Source organism: Bradyrhizobium sp. 195, from assembly GCF_023101665.1.
GTDB lineage: Bacteria > Pseudomonadota > Alphaproteobacteria > Rhizobiales > Xanthobacteraceae > Bradyrhizobium.
In genome coordinates this window covers 4,835,030-4,857,883 of the sequence record NZ_CP082161.1, presented here as the reverse complement: position 1 = coordinate 4,857,883, position 22,854 = coordinate 4,835,030, and the positions used below count along the sequence as shown (strand labels likewise).

Sequence of the window (22,854 nt, the reverse complement as noted above, 5' to 3'; positions counted from 1 at the left end):
TGTGGTTTCGTCACGTCATCGCGGCTATGATCGCGGCGTCGTCGCGTATTCGCGGCGACGGCTTCGATCGCGCCGGGAGGAGATGAGAGATGTGCCACAAGTGCTCTGAATCTCGACATGACGGGTTCGTCCCCTCGCGGCGGTCCGCGATGCTGCTTGCGGCCTCTGCGCTCGGCCTCGCCTTCACTGGCAGGGCCCTTGCCAAGGAGGCGAAGGCGCCGCCCAAGCCGCAGAACGTGCTCTCGCCGGATGCCGCCTTGAAGCGTCTGACGGAGGGCAATGCGCGCTATGTCCAGGGCGTGTCGCGGCGGCACGATTTCAAGCACGAGCGCGAGGCGCTGGCCGGCGGGCAGAACCCGTTCGCGGCGGTGCTGAGCTGCGCCGATTCACGCATCGCGCCGGAATATGCCTTCGACACCGGCCGCGGCGATCTGTTCGTCTGCCGCGTCGCCGGAAATTTCGCCGGCGTCGAGACCATTGCCAGCATGGAATATGCGGTCGCCGTGCTGGGCGCGCCGCTGATCCTCGTTCTCGGCCACGACGCTTGCGGCGCCGTCGATGCGACGCTGAAGGCGATCAAGGACAACACGTCGCCGCCCGGCCACATCCCCGCGCTCGTGGATGCGATCGCGCCTGCCGCCAAGGCGGCCATGCAGCAGGGCGGGGAGGTGCTCGACCAGGCGATTCGGCAGAACGTGATCGATAACGTCGCGAAGCTGAAGTCGGCGGCGCCGATCCTCAATGCGGCCGTGGAGCAGGGCAAGCTGAATGTCCTGGGCGGCATCTACCGGCTCAAGACGGGGACGGTCGACCTGATTGCGCAGGGATGAACGAGGACGGAGCGGGGTGCCGCAGGGCAGCGAGGCTGGCCTGGGGCTGACGGCCGGAACGATCTGGCCACGCCACCGCCTCAATCCAAGCCTTTCATAATTCAAGCCTTTCGTTATTCAAGCTTTCGTTCAAGCACCATTCAGCCGGCTGCGCGCCTGGATGCGCGCGGCACCTCAACGACACTAGCGGGCAAGCAAGCCATGCGTGGGACGCTCAAACTCTTCATCTGCCTTCTCCTGCCGATCGTGGCGCTTGCCGCGGGCGCGCCGGGACCAGCGGGCGCCCAGCAGCAGGAGAAGCGCATCGCGCTCGTGGTCGGCAATGGTGCCTACGCCAAGTCGCCGCTGGCGAGCACCGCGAACGATGCCGGCCTGATCGCCCAGACGCTGCAGGCGGCGGGCTTCGACGTGGTCGGCGCGCGCGACCTCGACGGCGACACGCTGCGCAAGAGTTTTCGCGATTTCGTCCAGAAGGCGCAGGCGTCGGGACCAGGCACCGTCGCGATGGTCTATCTGGCCGGCTACGGCGTGCAACTCGCCGGCGAGAACTATTTCATCCCAGTCGATTCCAACATCACCCGCGATACCGACATCCCGACCGAGGCCTTGCGCATCAGCGACTATGCGCGGCAGCTTGCCGCTATTCCGCTCAAGGCCAACATCGTCGTGCTCGATGCTGCCCGCGCGCAGCCCTTCATCGAGGGCGGCCAGCCGATCGCCAGCGGCCTGGCGCTGGTCGAACCTGATCCGAACATGCTGATCGCCTTCAACGCGGCGCCCGGCACGGTGGCGCCGGAGGAGCCGGGCCCCTACGGCATTTACGCCCAGTCGCTGGCCGAGATGATCCGCACCGGCGGCCTGCCGCTGCCTGAGGTGTTCGACCGCGTCCGCCTGCGCGTCAACGAGGCCTCGAAGGGTGCGCAAGTGCCCTGGAACGAGCAGAAGATCACAGCCCCGTTTTCGTTCTTCGAGCGGGCGCCCGACGCGCCGCCGCCGGAGACCGCGCCCGACCAGGTCGCCGCGATCAGGAGCAAGCCGATCCGAGATCTCGGCGTGCAGGATGCCTATGCCGCCGCGCTCGAGCGCGACACGCTGCCGGCCTATGAGGAATTCCTCGCGGCCTATCCCGGTGATCCCTTGTCGAAGCGCGTGATGGCGATCGTCGCGGCGCGCCGCGAGGCGATCACCTGGCGGCGCACCTACCGGAACGACACGCCGGAGGCCTATTGGTCGTATCTGCGCCGCTATCCGCGCGGGCCGCACGCGGCCGATGCACGCCGGCGCCTCGCGATTCTCACCGCACCGGCCGAGCCGCCGCCGACCTTTGCGATGATCGACTACGACGTGCCGCCACCGCCGCCGGAGGAGGTGGTCTATGTCGATCGCCCGGTGCTGTATTTCAGCGACCCCGATTTCGGCTTCGTGCCGCCACCGCCGCCGCCGGTCTATTATCTGCCGCCGCCGCCGCCGGATTTCATCGTGCTGCCGCCGCCGCTGCCGGTGGTCGGCCTGTTCGTGCTGCCGCAGCCGGTGTTCGTGCCGATCCCGGTGTTCGTCAGGCCGCCGGTCTATGTCGCGCCGCCGCCGAACAACATCATCTATCAGAACATCCACAATACGACGGTCATCAACACCGTGATCAACCGCCCGCCGGCTCCGCCGACGGGCGCAGGGCCCGCGCTGGGCAATCTGGCGCCCGCGGTCGCCGGCCGTGCCAACCCGGCCGGACCCGCCGTGCCGCAGGCGGTCGTACAGCGAGCCGCGCTGATCCAGCAGGGCAAGGCGCCGATGCCGCCGAGCGCAACCATCCAGCCGACGGCAAGGCCCGGTCCCGCGGCACCGCCTCCGGCCAATGTCGCTCCTCTCACGACAGCGCCGCCGCCGGCGGGCGCAAAGCCGCCGCAGGCCAATACCTTGCCGGCACCTGGCACTCCTGGCGCTCCAGCCGCCGGGGCAGGGGTGGTGCCCGGCGTTGTCACGCCGAACGGCACGCCGAGTCCGACCGCGACGGTCCCGGCTGGCAACGCTGCTGCGACCCCGCAAGCAGCGGCACCGGCCAAGCTGCCGCAGGCCAATACGCTGCCGCAGGCCAATACGCTGCCGGTGCCCGGGACGCCTGGCGGACCGCCGCCCCCAGCACGGGCAGGGGGCGCGCCCGGCGCCGCCCCATCCCATGGCAAACCCGTTGCGACTACCCCGTCGCCCGCCGGCAATATCCCCCCGGCGCAGCCGAACGCGGCAACCGCTACGGCGCCCAACCAGCCGCCGGCTTCCGGAGGGACGACCCCGTCCGCTGGGCTGCCCAAGCCTGCGGCATCGCCTCCGTCCGCGACTGACCCGCGCGGCAGGCCGACCGGCCCGCAGCCGGGCGGTTTGCCGCCGCCGAGCGCGGCTGCGGGCAAACCGGCCGTCCCGAACACGGTCAAGCCGGTGGCACCTCCACCGCCGCCCGTGGCAGCACGGGAGCCGTCCAGGGTTCAAGGTCAGCGGCCCGCTGCGCCGCCGCAGGCCGCCAAGCCCGTTGCGCCCCCAGCCCATCCACAAGCTCTGGCGAGACCGACCCCGCCGCCACCGCCTCGGGTCGCACCACCTCCGCCGCAAAGGGCTGCGCCTCCGCCCGTGGCCGTAGCGCGCCCGGCACCACCACCGCCCATTGCCCGGCCCGCACCGCCCCCAATGGCGCGTGCAGCGCCACCGTCGCCGGTCGCTCGGCCGGCTCCCCCGCCACCGCCCCGGATGGCGGTCGCACCACCACCCCCGCCGCGCCCGGCAGCGCCTCCGCCGCGTCCCGCAGCGCCGCCGCCTGCGGCGAAGAAATGTCCGCCGAACCAGCCGAAGTGCTAGGGGACGGCCCGCCCGCCATGAAAGGCCTCCCGGAGGCGAATACCGCCCCCGAAAGGCCCTTATTTCCTTGCTTCTGGCCGAAATGGCGCTATACAGCGCGCCATCTCACACGGAAACATGGCTCACAAGGCCGTCCGGTGGCAGCCGGGGCGAGAACGCTCCGTTTTGCTCACACGTTTCCGGAGGAACCAACCGGAGAATTAGAACGATGGCAATACCCGATTTCACTATGCGTCAGCTGCTTGAAGCTGGCGTGCACTTTGGTCACCAGTCTCACCGCTGGAATCCGAAAATGGCTCCGTTCATTTTCGGCGCTCGCAACAACATTCACATCGTCGACCTCGCGCAGACCGTGCCGATGCTGCACACGGCCTTGCAGGCGGTCAGCGACACCGTCGCCAAGGGCGGCCGTATCCTGTTCGTCGGCACCAAGCGCCAGGCGCAGGACGGCGTCGCGGACGCTGCCAAGCGCTGCGCGCAGTATTTCGTCAATTCGCGCTGGCTCGGCGGCACGCTGACCAACTGGAAGACGATCTCGGCCTCGATCAAGCGCCTGCGTCACCTCGACGACGTGCTGGCCGGCGGCGATGCCAGCTCCTACACCAAGAAGGAGCGCCTGACGCTTCAGCGCGAGCGCGACAAGCTCGACCGCTCGCTCGGCGGCATCAAGGACATGGGCGGTCTGCCCGACCTGATCTTCGTCATCGACACCAACAAGGAAGACATCGCGATCCAGGAGGCCCAGCGCCTCAACATCCCGGTCGCCGCGATCGTCGACACCAATTCGGACCCCAAGGGCATCACCTATGTGGTGCCGGGCAATGACGACGCCGGCCGTGCGATCGCGCTTTATTGCGACCTGATCGCGCGCGCCGCGATCGACGGCATCTCCCGCGCCCAGGGTGATTCGGGCATCGACGTCGGCGCGTCCGCCCGTCCGCTTGCTGAAGAGCTGCCGGCGGCCTCGTCGAGCGGCTTCCAGGGCCTTGCAGGTCCGCGCGGCACCGCCGACGATCTCAAGAAGCTCCCGGGCGTGTCGGGTGCGATCGAGAAGAAGTTCAACGACCTCGGCATCTTCCACTACTGGCAGCTCGCCGAGCTCGACCACGACACCGCGCACAAGATCGGCGAAGAAGTCGGTCTGCCGAGCCGTGCGGATGCCTGGGTGGCCAAGGCCAAGGCGCTGACCGCGGAAGCGGAATAGTCAAAAAGAGCGATGGGTTGGCCGGATAGGATCCGGCCACCATTTCAGTTGACGCGAATCCCTGAGATGGACCGCGGCGAGGCGATCAGGCCGCGCCGCGGCGAACCGGCAGGCACAAAGGATTTTCAACGATGGCAACGATCACAGCTGCGATGGTCAAGGACCTGCGCGAGTCGACCGGCGCGGGCATGATGGACTGCAAGGCCGCGCTGACCGAGAACGACGGCAACATGGAAGCGGCGCAGGATTGGCTGCGCAAGAAGGGGCTGTCCAAGGCCGCCAAGAAGTCGGGCCGCGTTGCGGCCGAGGGTCTGATCGGCGCGCTCACCAAGGGCACCAAGGGCGTCGTGGTCGAGGTCAACTCCGAGACCGACTTCGTCGCGCGCAACGGTCAATTCCAGGGCCTGGTCAAGCTGGTCGCCCAGGTCGCATTCGACGCCGGCGCCGATGTCGAGAAGATCAAGGCCGCCAAGGTCGGTGAGGTCACGGTCGAAGCCGCGATCAATGACGCGATCGCCACCATCGGCGAGAACATGACGCTGCGCCGCGCAGCTTCGCTCGAGGTGAGCCAGGGCGTCGTGGCGCATTACGTCCACGGTGCCGTCGTCGACGGCGCCGGCAAGATGGGCGTGATCGTGGCGCTGGAATCGCCCGGCAAGGCCGACGAGCTCGCAGCCCTCGGCCGCCAGATCGCGATGCATGTCGCTGCCGCCAACCCGCTGGCGCTCGGTCCGTCCGGCCTCGATCCGGCGGTCGTCAAGCGCGAGAAGGACGTGCTCGCCGACAAATATCGCCAGCAGGGCAAGCCCGAGAACGTGATCGAGAAGATCGTCGAGTCCGGCCTCAAGACCTACTACAAGGAAGTCTGTTTGCTCGAGCAGGCCTTCATCCACGACACCGGCAAGTCGGTGGCGCAGGCGGTGAAGGAGGCCGAGGGCAAGGTCGGCGGCGCTGTAAAGATCGCGGGCTTTGTGCGCTATGCTCTCGGTGAGGGAATCGAGAAGCAGGAAAGCGACTTCGCAGCCGAGGTCGCCGCGGCCAGCGGCAAGAAGTAAGCGCCGGAACGTTCCTTCCGGCGTGCCGCCGGAAGCGGCGCCCGGACAAGGAAAAGTGCTCATGACTGATCCGGTCTATCGTCGCGTCGTGATCAAGCTGTCCGGCGAATATCTCGCGGGACAGCAAGGCTTTGGCATCGATCAGCCGACAGTCGACCGGGTTGCGGACGACCTGATCGCGGCCCGCAAGCTCGGCACCGAGGTTGCGGTCGTGATCGGCGGCGGCAATATCGTGCGCGGCGTCGAGGTCTCGGCCCGCGGCGTGTCGCGCCCGACCGGCGACACCATGGGCATGCTCGCCACCATGATGAACTGCCTCGCCCTAGAAGCGGCGATCGAGCGGAAGGGCACGCCGGCGCGCACGCTGTCGGCCTTCCTTATGCCCGAGATTTCCGAGCTGTTCACCCGCACTGCGGCGCACAAATATCTCGCCGAAGGCCGCATCGTGCTGCTTGGCGGCGGCACCGGCAATCCGTTCTTCACCACCGATACAACCGCGGTGTTGCGCGCCGCCGAGATCGGCGCCCAGGCGGTGCTGAAGGCGACTAATGTCGACGGCGTCTACTCGGCCGATCCGAAGAAGGATCCGTCCGCCACGCGGTTTGACCGGCTGACCCATTCGCAGGCGATCGAGGGTGGCTACAAGGTGATGGATGCGACCGCCTTCGCGCTTGCCCGCGAGACGTCGCTGCCTATCATCGTATTCTCGATCGCGGAGCCGGGGTCGATCGGCGCGATTCTGCGCGGCGTCGGCCACGGAACCATCGTCGCCGGCTGACGGCTCGTCTGGCGCGCCCGAGGGAAGGGCGCCGAGCAGCCGCCGGGATTTTGAAGGAGAAACGTGATGCCCACGGAAAATTTCGACCTCAACGAAGTGAAGCGCCGCATGCAGGGCGCCGTCGCCTCCCTCAAGCACGAGCTCGGCGGCCTGCGGACGGGGCGCGCCTCCGCCTCGATGCTCGATCCGGTGCAGGTCGACGCTTACGGCAGTCACATGCCGCTGAACCAGCTCGCCACCGTCAGCGTGCCGGAGCCGCGCCTGATCTCGGTCCAGGTCTGGGACAAGTCGATGGTCAAGGCGGTGGAGAAGGCGATCGTCGATTCCAATCTCGGCCTGTCGCCCGCGACCGAGGGCCAGGTGCTGCGTCTGCGCATCCCCGAGCTCAACGAGGAGCGGCGCAAGGAGCTGGTGAAGGTCGCGCATAAATATGCGGAAGCCGCCAAGGTCGCCGCGCGCCACGTCCGCCGCGACGGTCTCGACGTCCTCAAGAAGCTCGAGAAGAACCACGAGATGTCGGAGGACGACCAGAAGCGCCACGCCGACGAGGTGCAGAAGGCGACCGACAGCACGATCGCCGAAATCGACCAGCTGCTGGCCGCCAAGGAAAAAGAAGTCCTCACCGTTTAAGGCATCGCCTTCATGTCCAACGCCGCCGCGCCCGCAACGGAAGGACCAGATCGGTCCGAGGCGCCCGCGCATGTCGCCATCATCATGGATGGCAACGGGCGCTGGGCGGCCGCGCGCGGTCTGCCGCGTGCGGAGGGGCATCGCCGCGGCGTCGAGGCTCTGCGCCGCGTCGTGCGTGCCTCGCACGAGCTCGGCATCCGCTATCTCACCATCTTCTCCTTCTCTTCGGAGAACTGGTCGCGCCCGGCGAGCGAAATCGGCGATCTCTTTGGTCTGCTCCGCCGCTTCATCCGTAACGACCTGGCGAGCCTGCATCGTGACGGCGTCAAGGTCCGCATCATCGGCGAGCGCGAAGGGCTGGAGGGCGACATCTGCGCGCTTTTGAACGAGGCCGAAGAGCTGACGCGCGACAACACGCGCCTCACGCTCGTCGTCGCCTTCAACTACGGCTCGCGGCAGGAGATCGCGAAGGCGGCGCAGAAGCTTGCCCGCGAGGTCGCGGAGGGGAGGCGCGACCCTGATTCGATCGACGCCGAGACGCTCGGCGCGCATCTCGATGCGCCTGATATTCCGGATCCCGACCTCATCATCCGCACCAGCGGCGAGCAGCGCCTGTCCAATTTCCTGATGTGGCAGGCCGCCTATAGCGAACTCGTGTTCGTGCCGATCCACTGGCCCGATTTCGACAAGGCGGCGCTGGAAAGCGCGATCGCCGAATTCGCCAGGCGCGAGCGCCGTTTCGGCGGCCTGGTCGCGAAAACCGCCTCGTGAGCGAACAAGACGCCGCACCGGCGGGCGCCAAGCCTGCCCCGAGCAATCTCGTGATGCGAGTCCTCGCAGCGCTGGTGCTGGCGCCGCTGACCATTGCGATCGCTTATGCCGGCGGCTGGCTGTGGGTGTTGCTCGTCACCCTCGTCTCGATCGGACTATTCGCAGAATGGCTGACGGTGGTGGGCGCGGGATCGGCCGCGCTGACCGGGGCAGGGACGGTGGTCATCGCGATGATGGGGGCCGCTGTCGCTTTTGGCGGGCTCAAGACCTCCGTCATCGTCGGCCTCATCGGCGGCGCGATCGTGACGCTGATGGCGCGCGGCAAATTCATTTGGGCCGCGACCGGGTTCGCGTATGCGGCGGCGGCGCTACTCGCCTCAATCCTGCTCCGGAAGGATCTCGTCAACGGCTTCTCGGCATTGATGTTCGTGCTGCTGGTGGTGTGGGCAACCGATATCGGCGGCTATTTCGCCGGCCGCAGCATCGGCGGACCGAAGCTATGGCCGCGCGTGAGCCCCAAGAAGACCTGGGCGGGCGCGATCGGCGGCTTTGTCGCAAGCCTCCTGGTTGCGGTCGGCTTTGCGGCTTGCGGGCTCGGAAAGATGGCGCCATTGCTGCTCGTCAGCGCCATCCTCTCGGTGGTATCGGCGCTCGGCGATCTGTTCGAATCCGCAGTGAAGCGGCGCTTCGGCGTCAAGGATTCCAGTCACTTAATTCCCGGCCATGGCGGGCTTATGGACCGCCTGGACGGCTTTGTCGCCGCCATCCTGGCGGCATGGATTATCGGCTTTCTCCGCCATGGTGTGCATAGCGCCGGAAGCGGTCTTATGGTTTGGTGAGGATATGAGCGCAGTCCCATTGCGTAATAACAGGCTTGCTGCGTCCGACGTCCGCAGCGTCTCGGTTCTCGGCGCCACCGGTTCGATCGGCGACAGCACGATGGATCTGCTGCGCGCCTCGCCCGAGCGTTACCGCGTCGAGGCCTTGACGGCGAACAGCAACGTCGAAGCGCTAGCGAAGCTCGCGAAGGAATTTTCCGCGCGCTACGTCGCAATCGCCGACACCTCCAAGCTCGCCGAGCTCAAGTCCGCGCTCGCGGGAACGAGCACGGAATGCGGCGCCGGTGAAAGCGCGGTGATCGAAGCCGGCGCGCGTCCGGCCGATTGGGTGATGGCGGCCGTGAGCGGCGCCGCCGGATTGAAGCCGGCACTGGCAGCGGTCGATCGCGGCGCGCATGTGGCGCTGGCCAACAAGGAATGTCTGGTCTGCGCCGGTGATTTCTTCATGCAGCGTGCGGCCAAGGCCGGGGCCTGCATCCTGCCGGCCGATTCCGAGCACAATGCGCTGTTCCAGGCGCTCGCTTCAGGCAATCGCGATGAGCTCGTCCGCGTCATCATCACGGCCTCGGGCGGCCCGTTCCGGACCTGGAAGCCGGCGGATATCGAGCAGGCGACCCTCGCGCAGGCCCTGAAGCATCCGAACTGGAGCATGGGCCAGAAGATCACGATCGATTCCGCCTCGATGATGAACAAGGGGCTCGAGGTGATCGAGGCGTCCTATCTGTTCGCGCTCACGCCCGACGAGATCGACGTGCTCGTTCATCCGCAGTCGATCATCCACGGCATGGTCGAGTTTTCCGACTGCTCGGTGGTGGCCCAGCTCGGCGCGCCCGACATGCGCACCCCGATCGCGCACTGCCTTGGCTGGCCCGATCGCATCAAGGGGCCGGCGGCCAAGCTGGACCTCGCCAAGATCGGCCAGCTGACCTTCGAGGCGCCCGATTTCGAGCGCTTCCCCGGGCTTCGGCTGGCTTTCGATTCGCTCCGGACCGGGAAGGGGGCGACCACCGTTTACAACGCGGCCAACGAGGTTGCGGTCGCCGCGTTCATCGCCGGCAAGATCCGGTTCGGCGCGATCGCCCGGCTGGTGGAGGCGACCCTGGACGACTGGATCCGCAGCGGGAACCAGGCGCCCCTGACGTCCGCCGACGATGCAATCTCTGTTGACCATGTTGCTCGAAATAGGGCTGCCGCCCTATTGCCTCAAATTGCCTTAAAGGCATCCTAGATGGTTCGCGGCCAGGGCCTTGCGGCGCTGGATGAGGGAATTCGATGATCGACTTTTTTGTCCATAGTTTCAATACGTTGAGCCATGGGCTCCTCGGCTACGCGGTTCCCTTCCTGTTCGTCCTGACCATCGTCGTGTTCTTCCATGAGCTCGGCCACTTTCTGGTCGCGCGCTGGGCGGGCGTTCGCGTGCTAACTTTTTCGCTCGGTTTCGGACCTGAGCTGGTCGGTTTCAACGACCGCCACGGCACCCGCTGGAAGATCTCGGCAATCCCGCTCGGCGGCTACGTCAAGTTCTTCGGCGACGAGAGCGAGGCCTCGACCCCGTCGGCCCAGACGCTTGCGGCCATGACGACCGAGGAGCGCGCCGGCAGCTTCCACCACAAGAAGGTCGGGCCGCGCGCCGCGATCGTCGCGGCCGGCCCGATCGCCAATTTCATCCTGGGCGCGCTGATCTTCGCGGGCATGGCGCTCTACTACGGCAAGCCCAGCACGATCGCGCGCGTTGACGGCGTCGTCGCCGACGGCGCCGCGGCGGCGGCCGGCTTCAAGATCGGGGACGTCGTCGTCCAGATCGACGGCAAGCCGATCGAGAGCTTTGCCGACATGCAGCGAATCGTTGCGATGAATGCGGGTTCGGCCCTTGCCTTCCAGGTGAAGCGGGACGGGACCATCGTCTCGCTGACCGCAACGCCGGCGCTGCTCGAGCGCAAGGATCCGTTCGGCAACAGCCACCGTCTCGGTGTGCTCGGCGTCGAGCACAAGTCGCAGGCCGGCGAGGCCTCGACCGCCCCGGTGGGCGTCGGCGAGGCGCTCAAGATCGGGGTCGAGCAGGTCTGGTTCATCATCACCAGCACGTTCAAGTTCCTGGGCTCGCTGTTCGTCGGAAACGGCAATCCCAACGAAGTCAGCGGCGTTCTGGGAATCGCGAAGATGTCGGGGCAGGCGGCCAGCGCCGGGTTCCAGTTCGTGATCAACCTGTGCGCGGTGCTGTCGGTGTCGATCGGCCTTTTGAACCTGTTCCCGATCCCGCTGCTCGATGGCGGCCACCTTATGTTCTACGCGGCCGAAGTGGTCCGCGGCCGGCCCTTGTCCGAGCGGACTCAGGAGATGGGGTTCCGAATCGGGCTCGGCTTGGTACTGATGTTGATGGTGTTTGCGACCTACAACGACATCCTGCGGATGGCGGCATCTTGATGGAGGCTTTTTTGTGGCGTTGCTGTTGAGCAACGTCTTGGAATGAAATTGAAATCACGACGCTTTCGGCCGTTTGCGGCGTCGGCGAAATTGGCTACAAGCGGCCTCGACTTGGGGAATCTCCAGACCGGCGTTGGGGTTGGGTCTGGCTCGGAATGATAAGGGCGCGTTGCGCGATGAAGTTTGGACTGCGACTCCGGGGGGGCTTGCTCGCAACCCTGATCATGTTCGGCGCGCCGGTGGTTGCCCCGGTCGGGGCTGTTTTTGTGTCTTCGTCTGCGCTCGCTCAGACCGTTCAGTCGATTTCCGTCGAAGGAAATCGCCGCGTCGAGGTGGAGACGATCCGCTCCTATTTCAAGCCGGGTCCGGGCGGTCGCCTGGATCAAGGCGCCGTCGATGACGGCCTCAAGGCGTTGATCGAAACCGGCCTGTTCCAGGACGTCAGGATCAACCGCGGCGCCGGCGGCCAGATCATCGTCTCGGTGGTCGAAAACCCGGTCATCGGCCGGGTCGCCTTCGAGGGTAACAAGAAGATCAAGGACGAGCAGCTCACCACTGAGGTCCAGTCCAAGGCGCGCGGCACCTTCTCCCGCGCCATGGTGCAGTCCGACACGCTGCGAATCGCCGAAATCTATCGCCGGTCCGGCCGCTACGACGTGCGCGTCACGCCCGAGATCATCGAGCAGCCGAACAACCGTGTCGACCTCATCTTTACGGTCGAGGAGGGCGCCAAGACCGGCGTCAAGTCGATCGAGTTCGTCGGCAACGTCGCATTCTCGTCCTACCGCCTCAGGGACGTCATCAAGACGCGTGAATCGAACCTGCTGAGCTTCCTCGCCAGTGGCGACATCTACGATCCCGACCGCGTCGAAGCCGACCGCGACCTGATCCGCCGTTTCTATCTCAAGAACGGTTTCGCCGACGTCCAGGTGGTGGCTGCGCTCACCGAATACGATCCGGAGAAGAAGGGCTTCAACGTCACCTTCAAGATCGAGGAAGGATCGCAATACCGCGTCGGCGCGATCGACTTCCGCTCCAGCATTCCGAACTTCGATCCCGCGTCGATGCGCGGCTATTCGCGCGTCAATGTCGGCTCGCTCTACAATGTCGAGTCGGTCGAGAAGTCGGTCGAGGAGATGCAGATCGAGGCCTCCCGCCGCGGCTATGCCTTCGCCGTGGTCCGGCCCGGCGGCGACCGCAACTTCGAGGCGCACACCGTCTCCGTCGTGTTCAACATCGACGAGGGCCCGCGCACCTATATCGAACGCATCAACCTGCGCGGCAACACGCGCACCCGCGACTACGTGATCCGCCGCGAGTTCGACATCTCGGAAGGAGATGCCTACAACCGCGCCCTGGTCGACCGTGCCGAGCGTCGCCTGAAGAACCTCGACTATTTCAAGAGCGTGAAGATCACGACGGAGCCAGGCTCGTCGAGCGACCGCGTGGTTCTGATCGTCGACATGGAAGAGAAATCGACCGGCGACTTCTCGATCTCGGGCGGTTACTCCACCACCGACGGCGCGCTGGCCGAAGTCTCGATCTCCGAGCGCAATCTGCTCGGCCGCGGCCTGTTCGCCAAGGCGTCGGTGACCTATGGCCAGTATGCACGCGGCTACTCGCTGTCGTTTGTCGAGCCGTATCTGCTCGACTACCGCGTCGCGCTCGGCCTCGACCTCTATCAGCGCCAGCAACTGTCCAACAGCTACATCTCCTACGGCACCAAGACGCTTGGCTTCTCGCCGCGCCTCGGCTTCTCCCTGCGTGAAGATCTGGCGCTGCAGCTGCGCTACTCGATCTACCAGCAGGAAATCACGCTGCCGTACTACCTGGCGAACTGTAACAACAATCTAGGTACGTCGGCCTTCAATCCGAGCCCGGCCTTCGCCGCGTCGCAGGTTCCGCCGATCGACCTGAGCGCCACCAATGGTCTCGGCTGCTACAGCGACGGCGAAGCTTCGCTGCCGGTGCGCAGGGAGCTCGCCAACGGCAAGACCCTGACCTCGGCGCTCGGCTACACGCTGACCTACAACACGCTCGACAACAACAAGAACCCCAGCGATGGTCTGCTCGTCGACTTCCGTCAGGACTTCGCCGGCGTCGGCGGCGACGTCTCCTACCTGAAGTCGGTCATCGATGCGAAGTACTACACTCCGCTGGTGTCGGACATCGTCGGCCTCGTCCGCCTGCAGAGCGGCATGCTGAACAAGATCGGCAGCGATCTGCGCATGCTCGATCACTTCCAGATGGGTTCGAACCTCGTCCGCGGCTTTGCCCCGAACGGCATCGGCCCGCGCGATTTGAACCCCTTCGGTACGCAGGACGCCCTCGGCGGCACCAAGTACTGGGGCGCATCGGTCGAACTGCAGATGCCGTTCTGGTTCCTGCCGAAGGAAGTGGGTCTGAAGGGTGCGGTTTATGCCGATGCCGGCGGCCTCTACGACTATAAGGGACCGACCAGCTGGACCACGACCAACGAAGTCAATGTGCCGGGCTGCATTCCCTCGACCGTCAATCCGTCGTCTGCGGGCACCTGTACCGGCCTCGTGTATGACGACAGCAAGGTCGTCCGTTCGTCGGTTGGTGTCGGCCTGATCTGGCAGTCGCCGTTCGGTCCGCTGCGCTTCGACTACGCCGTGCCGCTCAGCAAGGGCAAGTACGACCGTACGCAGGAGTTCCGGTTCGGCGGCGGCACCACGTTCTAGTTCGAACAGCACGGCACGATCCGGATCACTGGAGCCGGTTTCCGAAAGGGATCGTGCCAATCCAACAGATGAGGCATGATGCGGCCTGACCGCTTCATGCCGAAGCCGGACCGCGACGGGGTGGAATGGCGCAGCCGATCTTCTTCACAAAGCCGCCTGCCTCAGCACTGGCTGACATTGCCGCGCTGACCAAGGCGGAGCTGGTCGATCCCGGCAGGGGCGGTCAAATCATCACGGGCCTTGCTTCGCTCGACGAAGCGGGCCCGATGCATTTGGCATTCTTCGACAACCTGAAATACGCCGACGAGCTCAAGGCGACCAAGGCCGGCGCGTGCCTGGTGAGCCCGCGCTTCGAAGCCAGGGTGCCCGCGCATGTGGCGGTGCTGCGGGTGGCGCAGCCGTTCCGGGCCTTCGTCAGGCTCGCGCGGGAATGGCATGGCGATGCGCTCAGGCCGCAATCCTGGGTCGGCAATGACGGCATCGCGCCGTCCGCGATCATCGATCCCACGGCCCGGCTCGAGGACGGCGTGATCGTCGATCCCCTGGCGGTGATCGGCCCGGACGTTGAGATCGGCAGCGGCACGGTGGTCGGCGCCGGGGCGGTGATCGGTCCCGGGGTCAAGATTGGCCGCGATTGTAACGTCGGCGCCCGTACTGCCATCCAATGCGCGCTGATCGGCAACGACGTGCTGATCCATCCCGGCTGCTCGATCGGCCAGGACGGCTATGGCTTCATCTTCTTCGGCCCCGAGGGCCACCTGAAGGTGCCGCAGACCGGCCGCGTGCTGATCCAGAACAATGTGGAGGTCGGCGCCGGCACCACCATCGATCGCGGGTCCTTGCGCGACACCGTGATCGGGGAGGGCACCAAAATCGACAATCAGGTCCAGATCGGCCACAATGTGACCATCGGCCGGAACTGCCTGCTTGCGGCTCAGATCGGGCTGGCCGGCAGCCTGACCATTGGCGACAACGTGGCGCTGGGAGCCAAGGTTGGCATCAACAACCACCTCAAGATCGGAGATGGGGCCCAGGTCACCGCGATGAGCGGCGTCAAGGACGACATCCCGGCAGGCGGCCGCTGGGGTGGTTTTTTTGCCAAACCGACCAAGCAATGGTTCAAGGAGATCATCGCGGTGGAGCGTCTGGTGCGCGACAGCAAGGCCGATGCGAAGGACGAGGGACGGGAATGACGGCGGAATCACCTGTTAAGTTCGAGCTGGTGGATATCAATGCCATCCTCCAGACCCTGCCGCACCGCTTCCCGATGCTGCTGATCGATCGCGTGATCAACATCCGCGCCGACTACAGCGGCATCGGCATCAAGAACGTTACCTTCAACGAGCCGGCCTTCCAGGGGCATTTCCCTGAGCGTCCGGTCTATCCCGGCGTCATGATGATCGAGGCGATGGCGCAGACCGCGGGCGTGATCGGCATCAAGTCGGTCGAAGGCACCGAGAAGCCGCGGGCGGTCTATTTCCTCACCATCGACAAGTGCAAGTTCCGCAAGCCCGTGCTGCCCGGCGACACCATCGAGTACCACATGCGCTCGGTTGGCCGCCGCAAGGCCATGTGGTGGTTTCACGGCGACGCCAAGGTCAACGGGCAGGTGGTTGCGGAAGCCGATGTCGGCGCCATGCTGACGGACTGAGCGGCTTCGGCCCCGAGCGACTGGGCTCACGCGCTGCAATCGTAGCGGCTGCCGGCGGCCTCGCGCCCGATATGCCGGTTGAAGAACTGGCCCATGGACGGCGCGCCCAGAAGGCGGTCGACTGTCTCGGCCGCGACGCCGCAATAGCGCGCATAGAAGCCGCCAGTCGCGACGACGAGGTCGTGCTGAGCGCGATCATAGCAGACACGCTGAAGCACCGTGCTGCGAGTGATTTCGCGGCATTCGAATGTCGCGAGATCGATGGGCCGGCGATCGCCGGTCTCGACCGTCTCGGACACGATCGGCACCGCCGCGAGCTGTGCGAGTAGAAGTGCCAAGGCCCTGACCACGAGTGCTGAAGCTCCGTGTGAACATGTTTGACGGACCGGGAAGGCCGCCTCATCCAGTACTTGAAACAGGCAGAGATGATACGTCACTGGACAGATCGGGCATAGTCGCGCTAACCACCGGAAAACTGAGCTACTTCAACACATAATCAGAGCTTCCTGACGAGTAAGATTTGCTTGATGAGCAAGATTGATCCCACCGCACGGGTCGCGGACGGCGCCGTGATCGGCGAGGGCACCGAGATCGGACCCTATTGCATCATCGGCCCGCATGTCGTGATCGGCAACAATTGCAAGCTGGTCGGACATGTGCACGTCACCGCGCAGACCACGATCGGCGACGATTGCACCATCTATCCGTTCGCCTCGCTCGGCACGCCGCCACAGTCGCTCAGCTATCGTGGCGAGCTGACACAGCTCAAGATCGGCTCGGGCTGCACCATCCGCGAATCCGTGACCATGAATGCCGGCACCGTCGCCGGCGGCGGGGTCACCACGGTTGGCGACCGCGGCTATTTCATGAACTGCAGCCATGTCGGCCACGATTGCCATGTCGGCAATGACGCGATCTTAGCGACGTCGGCAACGCTCGGCGGTCATTGCGAGATTGCCGACTTCGTCTTTATTGGCGGACTGTCCGCCGTGCACCAGTTTACCCGCATCGGCCCGCAGGTCATGGTTGGCGGCGTGTGTGGCGTGCGCGACGACATCATCCCGTTTGGCCTCGTCAACGGCCAATATGCGGTGCTGGAGGGCCTCAACCTGATCGGCATGAAGCGGCGCAAGTTCACCAAGCAGCGGCTGGCGACGGTGCGTGGGTTCTACCAAAAACTCTTCCACGGCCCGGGCACCTTCGCCGAGCGGTTAGAGGCGTCCAGGCCGCTCGCCGGCGAAGATCCGGCGATCGCCGAGATCCTCGACTTCATCGGCAAGGGCAAACGCCCGCTCTGTCTTCCCGCTATTACGAAGTGATGTTGGGATGGCCGCGGGCATGACATCGGCGGCGTCGGAGATTGCATCGCCGGTCGGCATCGTCGCCGGCGGCGGCGCAATGCCGTTCGCGGTCGCCGACTCGCTCGCCGCCCGCGGCATCACGCCCGTGCTGTTTCCCCTTCGCGGGGCCTGCGATCCGGCGCGGGTGGAGAAATTCCGCCACCGCTGGATCTCGGTCGGCCAGCTCGGTCGCGCCATGCGGCTGTTTCGCGAGGAGGGCTGCCGCGACCTGATCTTCATCGGGACGCTGGTGCGACCTTCGCTCGCGGAGATCCGGTTCGACGTCAAGACGCTGCGCCTGCTCGGCAACGTCATCCGCGCCTTTCGCGGCGGCGACGATCATCTCTTGTCCGGCGTTGGCCGCATCCTCGAGCAGGATGGCTTTCGCATGATCGGCATCAAGGACGTCGCGCCTGATCTGCTGATGCCCGAAGGCTGCATCAGCCGCGCCTGGCCCAGCGATACCGGCAAGACCGACATCGCGCGCGGCCGTGCGGTGCTGACGGCGCTCGGTCCGTTCGACATCGGCCAGGCCGCGGTGGTGATCGACGGCCATGTGGTGGCGGTCGAGGACATCGAGGGCACCGACGCGCTGCTCGCGCGCGTTGCGCGGCTGCGCGAGGAGGGGCGCATCCGCGCCGCCATGGGCCGCGGCGTGCTGGTGAAGGCGCCAAAAAGCGGCCAGGATCTTCGCTTCGACCTGCCGACGATCGGCCCGCGCACGCTCGAAGGTGTTGCCGCCGCCGGCTTGGCCGGCATTGCCGTCATCGCCGGCAACACTATCGCCGCCGAGCCGCAGGCGATGATCGCCTTCGCCGACGCGAAATATCTCTTCGTCATCGGTCTGCCGGCGTGATGCAGTCGCGCGATCCCAAGCGCAGGATCTTCCTGATCGCCACCGAAGAATCGGGCGACCGGCTCGGCAGTGCCTTGATGAAGGTGCTGCGGCAGCGCCTCGGCGACGGCGTCGAGTTCGTCGGCGTCGGCGGCCGCACCATGGCGCGCGAGGGGCTGGAATCTCTGTTTCCGATCGAGGAGCTGTCGATCGTCGGCTTCGCCGCGGTGGTGCAGCAATTGCCGAAGATCCTGCGGTTGATCCGCAACACGGCGGACGCCGTGCTGGAGGCCGCGCCGGACGCGCTCGTCATCATCGACAGCCCCGATTTCACCCATCGCGTCGCCCGTCGCGTGCGCGCGACGAATTCGGCCATTCCCGTCGTCGACTACGTCTCGCCGCAGCTCTGGGCGTGGCGGCCGGGACGGGCCCGGACCATGCTCGGCTATGTCGACCATGTGCTCGGCCTTCTGCCTTTCGAGCCGGAGGAATACCGCAAGCTCGGCGGGCCGCCGTGCAGCTATGTCGGCCATCCCCTGGTCGAGCAATTGCCGTCGCTGCGGCCAAACGCAGAGGAGCAGGCGCGTCGCGACAGTGAGCCGCCGGTGCTGCTGGTATTGCCCGGCAGCCGTCGCAGCGAGGTCAGGCACCATCTCGAGGTGTTTGGCGCAACGCTCGGCCGGTTGCAGGCGGAAGGGCGTGCGTTCGAGCTGGTACTGCCGACCATGCCGCATCTCGAAGCCACCATCCGCGAGGGCGTCGCGAACTGGCCGGTCAAGCCAAGGATCGTGACCGGCGAGAACGAGAAGCGTACCGCGTTCCGGATCGCGCGTGCGGCACTGGCCAAATCCGGCACAGTGACGCTGGAGCTTGCATTGTCGGGCATTCCGATGGTGACGGCCTATCGCGTCGGTGCCATCGAGGCCTTCATCCTGCGCCGCGCGATCCGCGTCTCCTCCGTGATCCTCGCCAATCTCGTGATCGGCAAGGACGTGATTCCGGAGTTTTTGCAGGAGGAGTGCACGCCGGAGAAGCTGGCGCCGGCGCTCGCCGAGGTGCTGACGGATTCACCGCTGCGCCGGGAGCAGGTCGAGGCGTTCGCCCGGCTCGACACCATCATGTCGACCGGCAACAAGTCACCAAGCGTGCTCGCCGCCGACATCGTGCTCGCCACGATGCGCAAGAGCCGGTGATAAGAGGCGGTTTAGTAGGGTGGGCAAAGCGCAGCGTGCCCACCATGTCTTGCGCAGTCACGAAGAGTTGGTGGGCACGCTTCGCTTTGCCCACCCTACAAGACTACGCAAGTCCGCCATCGACGCGAAAACACTGGCTGGTGATGCGCTGGCTTTCGTCGGAGGCGAGGAACAGCGCCATGTTGGCGATGTCCTCGGGCGTCACCGCATCCGGAACGGCCTGGCGCGAGCGCATCTCGGCGATGACCTGCTCGTCCGGATACCACAGCCGGCGCTGGCGTTCGGTGATGACCATGCCCGGCGCTATCGCGTTGACGCGAATGCGGTCGAGGCCGACCGAACGCGCCAGCGAGTTGGTGAAGCCGACGATCGCAGCCTTTGCCCCGGCGTAGACCGGCAGCGCCGGTGCGCCTCGCATCCAGGCGATCGATGACATGTTGATGATCGAGCCGCCGCCGCGCGCCTGCATCTGCGGCACCACCGCTTGCGCTGCGAAGAAAACGTGCTTGAGATTGGCGCCGATCATCCAGTCGAACTCGGTGGGCGTCACCTCGGAAAGAACCTGGCGTTGATCATTGGCTGCGTTGTTGACGAGGACGGCGGCGTCACCGAGCGATCGCTGGACCTGCGCCATGGCGGCGCGCAAGGCGTCGATGTCTAGGAGGTCGCACGGCACGAACAGCGGCGCCGTACCGGAGGAAGCCGCGACCTCAGCGGCCAGCGCCTTGCCGGCCGTCTGATCGATATCGAGAAACGCCACACGGGCGCGTTGGGTGGCGAAGGCGCGCACGAAGGCTGCACCGATGCCGCTGGCGCCACCGGTGATCAGCACCACGCGGCCCGCGAGGCCGGCATAGTTCGTCTTGGTCATGCGATCAGTCGCTCCGTCTCGGGGTCGAACAGGCAAATGCGGCGGGTGTCGAGCGCGAAGGGCGCAGAGGTGCCGGGCGTGGGGCGGACGTCCGGCGAGATGCGCGCCTGCGCCGGTTCGCCGCCGAGCCGGAGCAGGACGATGGTCTCGGCACCGGTGGGCTCGACCATCTCAACCGGCGCGGTGATTACAACCGGCGCGCTCACGGCGCCGGAGAACGCGCGGTCCCCCTCGGCAATACACTCTGGCCTGATCCCGAACACCAGCTCGCGGCCGAGATAGGGTGCCGCCGCATCGTAGCCCTGCAGACGAAGGCGAACCTCGTCCGATCGTCCTGCCCCGATCACGACCGTCGGCCCGTCGCCATCTGCTTCGAGCCGCGCCGGCATCGTGTTCATCGGCGGCGAGCCCATGAAGCGCGCCACGAACAGATTGGCGGGGTAGCGATACACCGTATCGGGATCGGCGAACTGCTGCACCACGCCGCGATGCATCACGGCGATCCGCGTCGCCATCGTCATCGCCTCGATCTGGTCGTGGGTGACATAGACGATGGTAGCGCCGATGCGCTGGTGCAGGCGCTTGATCTCCATCCGCATCTCGACGCGCAGCTTGGCGTCGAGATTGGACAGCGGCTCGTCGAACAGGAAGAGCAGGGGATCTCGCACCAGCGCGCGCCCCATCGCCACGCGCTGGCGCTGGCCGCCGGAGAGCTGCGAAGGTTTGCGTCCGAGCAACGGCTCGATCTGCAGCAGCTTCGCCACGTTCGCGACCGCCTTCTCCTGCTCGGCCTTGGCTACACCTCGGCATTCCATGCCGAAGGTGATGTTCTGACGTACCGTCATCGACGGATAGAGCGCGTAGGACTGGAACACCATGGCGATGTCGCGGTCCTTGGGCGGGATGTCATTGACCACGCGTCCGCCGATCTCGACCGTCCCTGCGCTCGGATGATCGAGCCCGGCAACGATGTTGAGCAGCGTGGACTTGCCGCACCCGGATGGCCCGACCAGCACCGTGAACTCGCCGCTTTCGATATCGAGATCGACGCCCTTCAGCACCTCCAGATTGGCGTAGCGCTTCGACAGGGTGCGAATGCTCAGTGCTGCCATGATGGCCTCGTCATTTCACGGCCCCGGCGGTGAGGCCTCGGACGAAGTATCTGCCGCCGAGGACATAGATCAACAAAGTGGGGAGCGCTGCGATGATCACCGCGGCGCTCTGCACGCCATGCTGCGGGATGTCTGCCACCGCGGCAGATAGCGCGATGAGCGCGGCCGTGACGGGCTGCTGCTGGCCGCTCGTGAACGTCACGCCATAGAGGAACTCGTTCCAGATATGAGTGAACTGCCAGATCACGGTGACGATCAGGATGGGAGGCGACAGCGGCAGGATGATGCGCCAGAAAATGCGAAAGAACCCGGCGCCGTCGATCCGCGCGGCCCTGATCAATTCATGGGGAATGGCGACATAGTAGTTTCGGCAGAACAGCGTGGTGAAGGACAGTCCCTGGATGGTGTGGATCAGCACGAGCCCCGCCAGCGTGTTGATGAGGCCGATGTCCCGCAGCACGATGGTCCAGGGCAACAGGCGCATCTGCTGGGGAAGGAAGAGGCCAAGGGTGACGATTCCGTAGATCCAGTTGTCGCCGCGAAAGCGCCAGAGCGACACCGCGTAACCCGCGACCGCACCGAGCAAGGTCGAGAAGATTGTCGCGGGAATCGTGACCAGCGCGGAGTTCAGCATGTACGGCCGAATGCCGGCGCAGGTCTCGGCGACGCAAAAGCCGCTCCAGGCCGCGGTGTAGTTGCCCCAGGCCAGATGTTGCGGCCAGCCGATCATCGAACCTTGCGCGATCTCCTCGTTGGTGCGGAGCGAGTTCAGGACGACGACGGCCAGCGGCGCGAGCCAGGCCGCGGCGATCAGCAGGACGACGAGGTAGATCAGGATCCGGCTTGGTGCGAAGCCTCGCTCACGCATGGGTCGCCCGCCGCCGCTGGAGATATCGCCACGCTGCATAGGGCAACAGGACCGCGAGAAGAATGAGCAACATGAGCACCGCCGCCGCCGCGCCTCGGCCGAGCAGGCTGCGCTGGAACATCAGGTCGTAGACGACGAGGGCGGGCAGCTGGGTCGCTATACCCGGCCCGCCGTTGGTAAGCGCGCGGACGAGATCGAACGTCGAAATCGCGAACTGCAGCTGGATCACGACGACGGTGACGGTGATCGGCCAAAGCGAGGGCAGAATGATGCGCCGGTACATCCTGACTGGTCCGGCGCCGTCGATCTGCGCGGCCTTGACGATGTCGCCGTCGACGGACCTGAGGCCGGCAAGGAACAGCGCCATGGCAAAGCCGGAGGATTGCCAGATCGCGGCGATGACGATGGTCCAGATCGCCATGTCGCGGTCGATCAGCCAGTCGAACTTGAAGGAGGTCCAGCCGAGGTCGTGGACGAGCTTCTGGATTCCAAGGCCAGGATTGAGCAGCCAGCTCCAGACCGTGCCGGTGACCACGAACGACACCGCGAGCGGGTAGAGGAAGACGGATCGCAGCACGTTCTCGCCGCGAATGCGCTGGTCGAGCAGGATCGCAAGGACGAGGCCGGTCGCCGCGCTCAACACCACGAAACAGATGCCGAACAGCAGCAGATTATCGAAGGCGATCTGCCAGTTCCGCGATGCCGCGACCGCCGAGTAGTTGCGCAATCCCACCCAGCCCGAGACCGGAACGAGGGTGGATGGCGTGAACGAGATCCAGATCGTCCACAGCGAGAACGAGACGAGGTGCGCGGCGGAGAGCAGCAGCGGCACCCAGATCATCAGATATTCGGGCAGCCGGCGCACCCATTCAGGGAGCGCCGACCGGCCCGGTCTCATCGCGGC

The 22,854-nt window shown here is 65.9% G+C and carries 21 protein-coding genes; 16 read left to right on the top strand and 5 right to left on the bottom strand.

Annotated elements, in window-relative coordinates; translation table 11 throughout:
* Positions 1-89 precede the first annotated feature (89 nt).
* The 13 genes from IVB26_RS22510 to fabZ all read left to right on the top strand — a co-directional run bounded on the left by IVB26_RS22510 (position 90) and on the right by fabZ (position 15,731).
* Positions 90-830, top strand: a complete 741-nt coding sequence (locus IVB26_RS22510; RefSeq protein WP_247967466.1) for a carbonic anhydrase — start codon at positions 90-92, stop codon at positions 828-830.
* 201 nt (positions 831-1,031) lie between these two features.
* Entirely contained in the window at positions 1,032-3,674 is a 2,643-nt protein-coding gene (locus tag IVB26_RS22505) for a caspase family protein (protein ID WP_247967465.1), read from the top strand.
* 208 nt (positions 3,675-3,882) lie between these two features.
* The gene (locus IVB26_RS22500) at positions 3,883-4,878 is read left to right on the top strand and encodes a 30S ribosomal protein S2 (protein ID WP_247967464.1); all 996 of its coding nucleotides are present in this window, start codon (positions 3,883-3,885) and stop codon (positions 4,876-4,878) included.
* A gap of 131 nt (positions 4,879-5,009) precedes the next feature.
* Complete coding sequence (gene tsf / locus IVB26_RS22495; protein ID WP_247967463.1) at positions 5,010-5,933, top strand: translation elongation factor Ts; 924 nt, start codon at positions 5,010-5,012, stop codon at positions 5,931-5,933.
* 61 nt (positions 5,934-5,994) lie between these two features.
* Positions 5,995-6,711 (top strand): UMP kinase, encoded by a 717-nt coding sequence (gene pyrH / locus IVB26_RS22490; protein WP_247967462.1) that lies wholly within the window; start codon positions 5,995-5,997, stop codon positions 6,709-6,711.
* 66 nt (positions 6,712-6,777) lie between these two features.
* Positions 6,778-7,341 carry a ribosome recycling factor gene (gene frr, locus IVB26_RS22485; protein WP_246931230.1) on the top strand — a complete coding sequence of 188 codons (564 nt, stop codon included), beginning with the start codon at positions 6,778-6,780 and terminating at the stop codon, positions 7,339-7,341.
* Positions 7,342-7,353: 12 nt separating this feature from the next.
* On the top strand, positions 7,354-8,112 hold the full coding sequence (locus IVB26_RS22480; protein ID WP_247967461.1) for an isoprenyl transferase: 759 nt from the start codon (positions 7,354-7,356) through the stop codon (positions 8,110-8,112).
* Positions 8,109-8,951: a phosphatidate cytidylyltransferase gene (locus IVB26_RS22475; protein WP_246926313.1), complete on the top strand. Its 843-nt coding sequence runs from the start codon at positions 8,109-8,111 to the stop codon at positions 8,949-8,951. Before IVB26_RS22480 ends, IVB26_RS22475 begins: the two co-directional genes overlap by 4 nt.
* Positions 8,952-8,955: 4 nt before the next feature.
* The gene (gene dxr / locus IVB26_RS22470) at positions 8,956-10,179 is read left to right on the top strand and encodes a 1-deoxy-D-xylulose-5-phosphate reductoisomerase (RefSeq protein ID WP_247967460.1); all 1,224 of its coding nucleotides are present in this window, start codon (positions 8,956-8,958) and stop codon (positions 10,177-10,179) included.
* 44 nt (positions 10,180-10,223) lie between these two features.
* A complete protein-coding gene (gene rseP / locus IVB26_RS22465) occupies positions 10,224-11,375 on the top strand; it encodes an RIP metalloprotease RseP (protein WP_246926325.1) in 1,152 nt (383 codons plus the stop codon).
* A gap of 176 nt (positions 11,376-11,551) precedes the next feature.
* Entirely contained in the window at positions 11,552-14,080 is a 2,529-nt protein-coding gene (gene bamA / locus IVB26_RS22460; protein ID WP_247967459.1) for an outer membrane protein assembly factor BamA, read from the top strand.
* Between the two features lie 125 nt (positions 14,081-14,205).
* Positions 14,206-15,273, top strand: a complete 1,068-nt coding sequence (lpxD, locus tag IVB26_RS22455) for a UDP-3-O-(3-hydroxymyristoyl)glucosamine N-acyltransferase (RefSeq protein ID WP_247967458.1) — start codon at positions 14,206-14,208, stop codon at positions 15,271-15,273.
* Positions 15,270-15,731, top strand: coding sequence for a 3-hydroxyacyl-ACP dehydratase FabZ (fabZ, locus tag IVB26_RS22450; protein ID WP_018320213.1), 462 nt, complete (start codon positions 15,270-15,272; stop codon positions 15,729-15,731). Before lpxD ends, fabZ begins: the two co-directional genes overlap by 4 nt.
* A 26-nt stretch (positions 15,732-15,757) precedes the next feature.
* Here the strand turns inward: fabZ and IVB26_RS22445 are convergent, their stop codons facing one another.
* Positions 15,758-16,081: a KTSC domain-containing protein gene (locus IVB26_RS22445; protein ID WP_247967457.1), complete on the bottom strand. Its 324-nt coding sequence runs from the start codon at positions 16,079-16,081 to the stop codon at positions 15,758-15,760.
* Between the two features lie 177 nt (positions 16,082-16,258).
* On the opposite strand from IVB26_RS22445, the gene lpxA reads away from it, so the two are divergent.
* Genes lpxA through lpxB form a run of 3 tightly spaced genes read left to right on the top strand, consistent with a single transcriptional unit; the run spans position 16,259 to position 19,099 of the window.
* A complete protein-coding gene (gene lpxA / locus IVB26_RS22440) occupies positions 16,259-17,050 on the top strand; it encodes an acyl-ACP--UDP-N-acetylglucosamine O-acyltransferase (RefSeq protein ID WP_247967456.1) in 792 nt (263 codons plus the stop codon).
* Positions 17,051-17,069: 19 nt separating this feature from the next.
* A complete protein-coding gene (locus IVB26_RS22435) occupies positions 17,070-17,927 on the top strand; it encodes an LpxI family protein (protein ID WP_247967455.1) in 858 nt (285 codons plus the stop codon).
* Positions 17,924-19,099, top strand: coding sequence for a lipid-A-disaccharide synthase (lpxB, locus tag IVB26_RS22430; protein ID WP_247967454.1), 1,176 nt, complete (start codon positions 17,924-17,926; stop codon positions 19,097-19,099). The genes IVB26_RS22435 and lpxB overlap by 4 nt, the downstream gene beginning before the upstream one ends.
* Before the next feature lie 103 nt (positions 19,100-19,202).
* Here the strand turns inward: lpxB and IVB26_RS22425 are convergent, their stop codons facing one another.
* From IVB26_RS22425 to IVB26_RS22410, 4 genes are read right to left on the bottom strand one after another with little or no spacing between them, the layout of a single operon-like run.
* Positions 19,203-19,970, bottom strand: a complete 768-nt coding sequence (locus IVB26_RS22425) for an SDR family NAD(P)-dependent oxidoreductase (protein WP_247967453.1) — start codon at positions 19,968-19,970, stop codon at positions 19,203-19,205.
* Entirely contained in the window at positions 19,967-21,082 is a 1,116-nt protein-coding gene (locus IVB26_RS22420; RefSeq protein ID WP_247967452.1) for an ABC transporter ATP-binding protein, read from the bottom strand. The genes IVB26_RS22425 and IVB26_RS22420 overlap by 4 nt, the downstream gene beginning before the upstream one ends.
* Before the next feature lie 10 nt (positions 21,083-21,092).
* Positions 21,093-21,950: a carbohydrate ABC transporter permease gene (locus IVB26_RS22415; RefSeq protein ID WP_247967451.1), complete on the bottom strand. Its 858-nt coding sequence runs from the start codon at positions 21,948-21,950 to the stop codon at positions 21,093-21,095.
* A complete protein-coding gene (locus IVB26_RS22410) occupies positions 21,943-22,848 on the bottom strand; it encodes a carbohydrate ABC transporter permease (RefSeq protein WP_247973248.1) in 906 nt (301 codons plus the stop codon). Before IVB26_RS22410 ends, IVB26_RS22415 begins: the two co-directional genes overlap by 8 nt.
* Between the last annotated feature and the right edge of the window lie 6 nt (positions 22,849-22,854).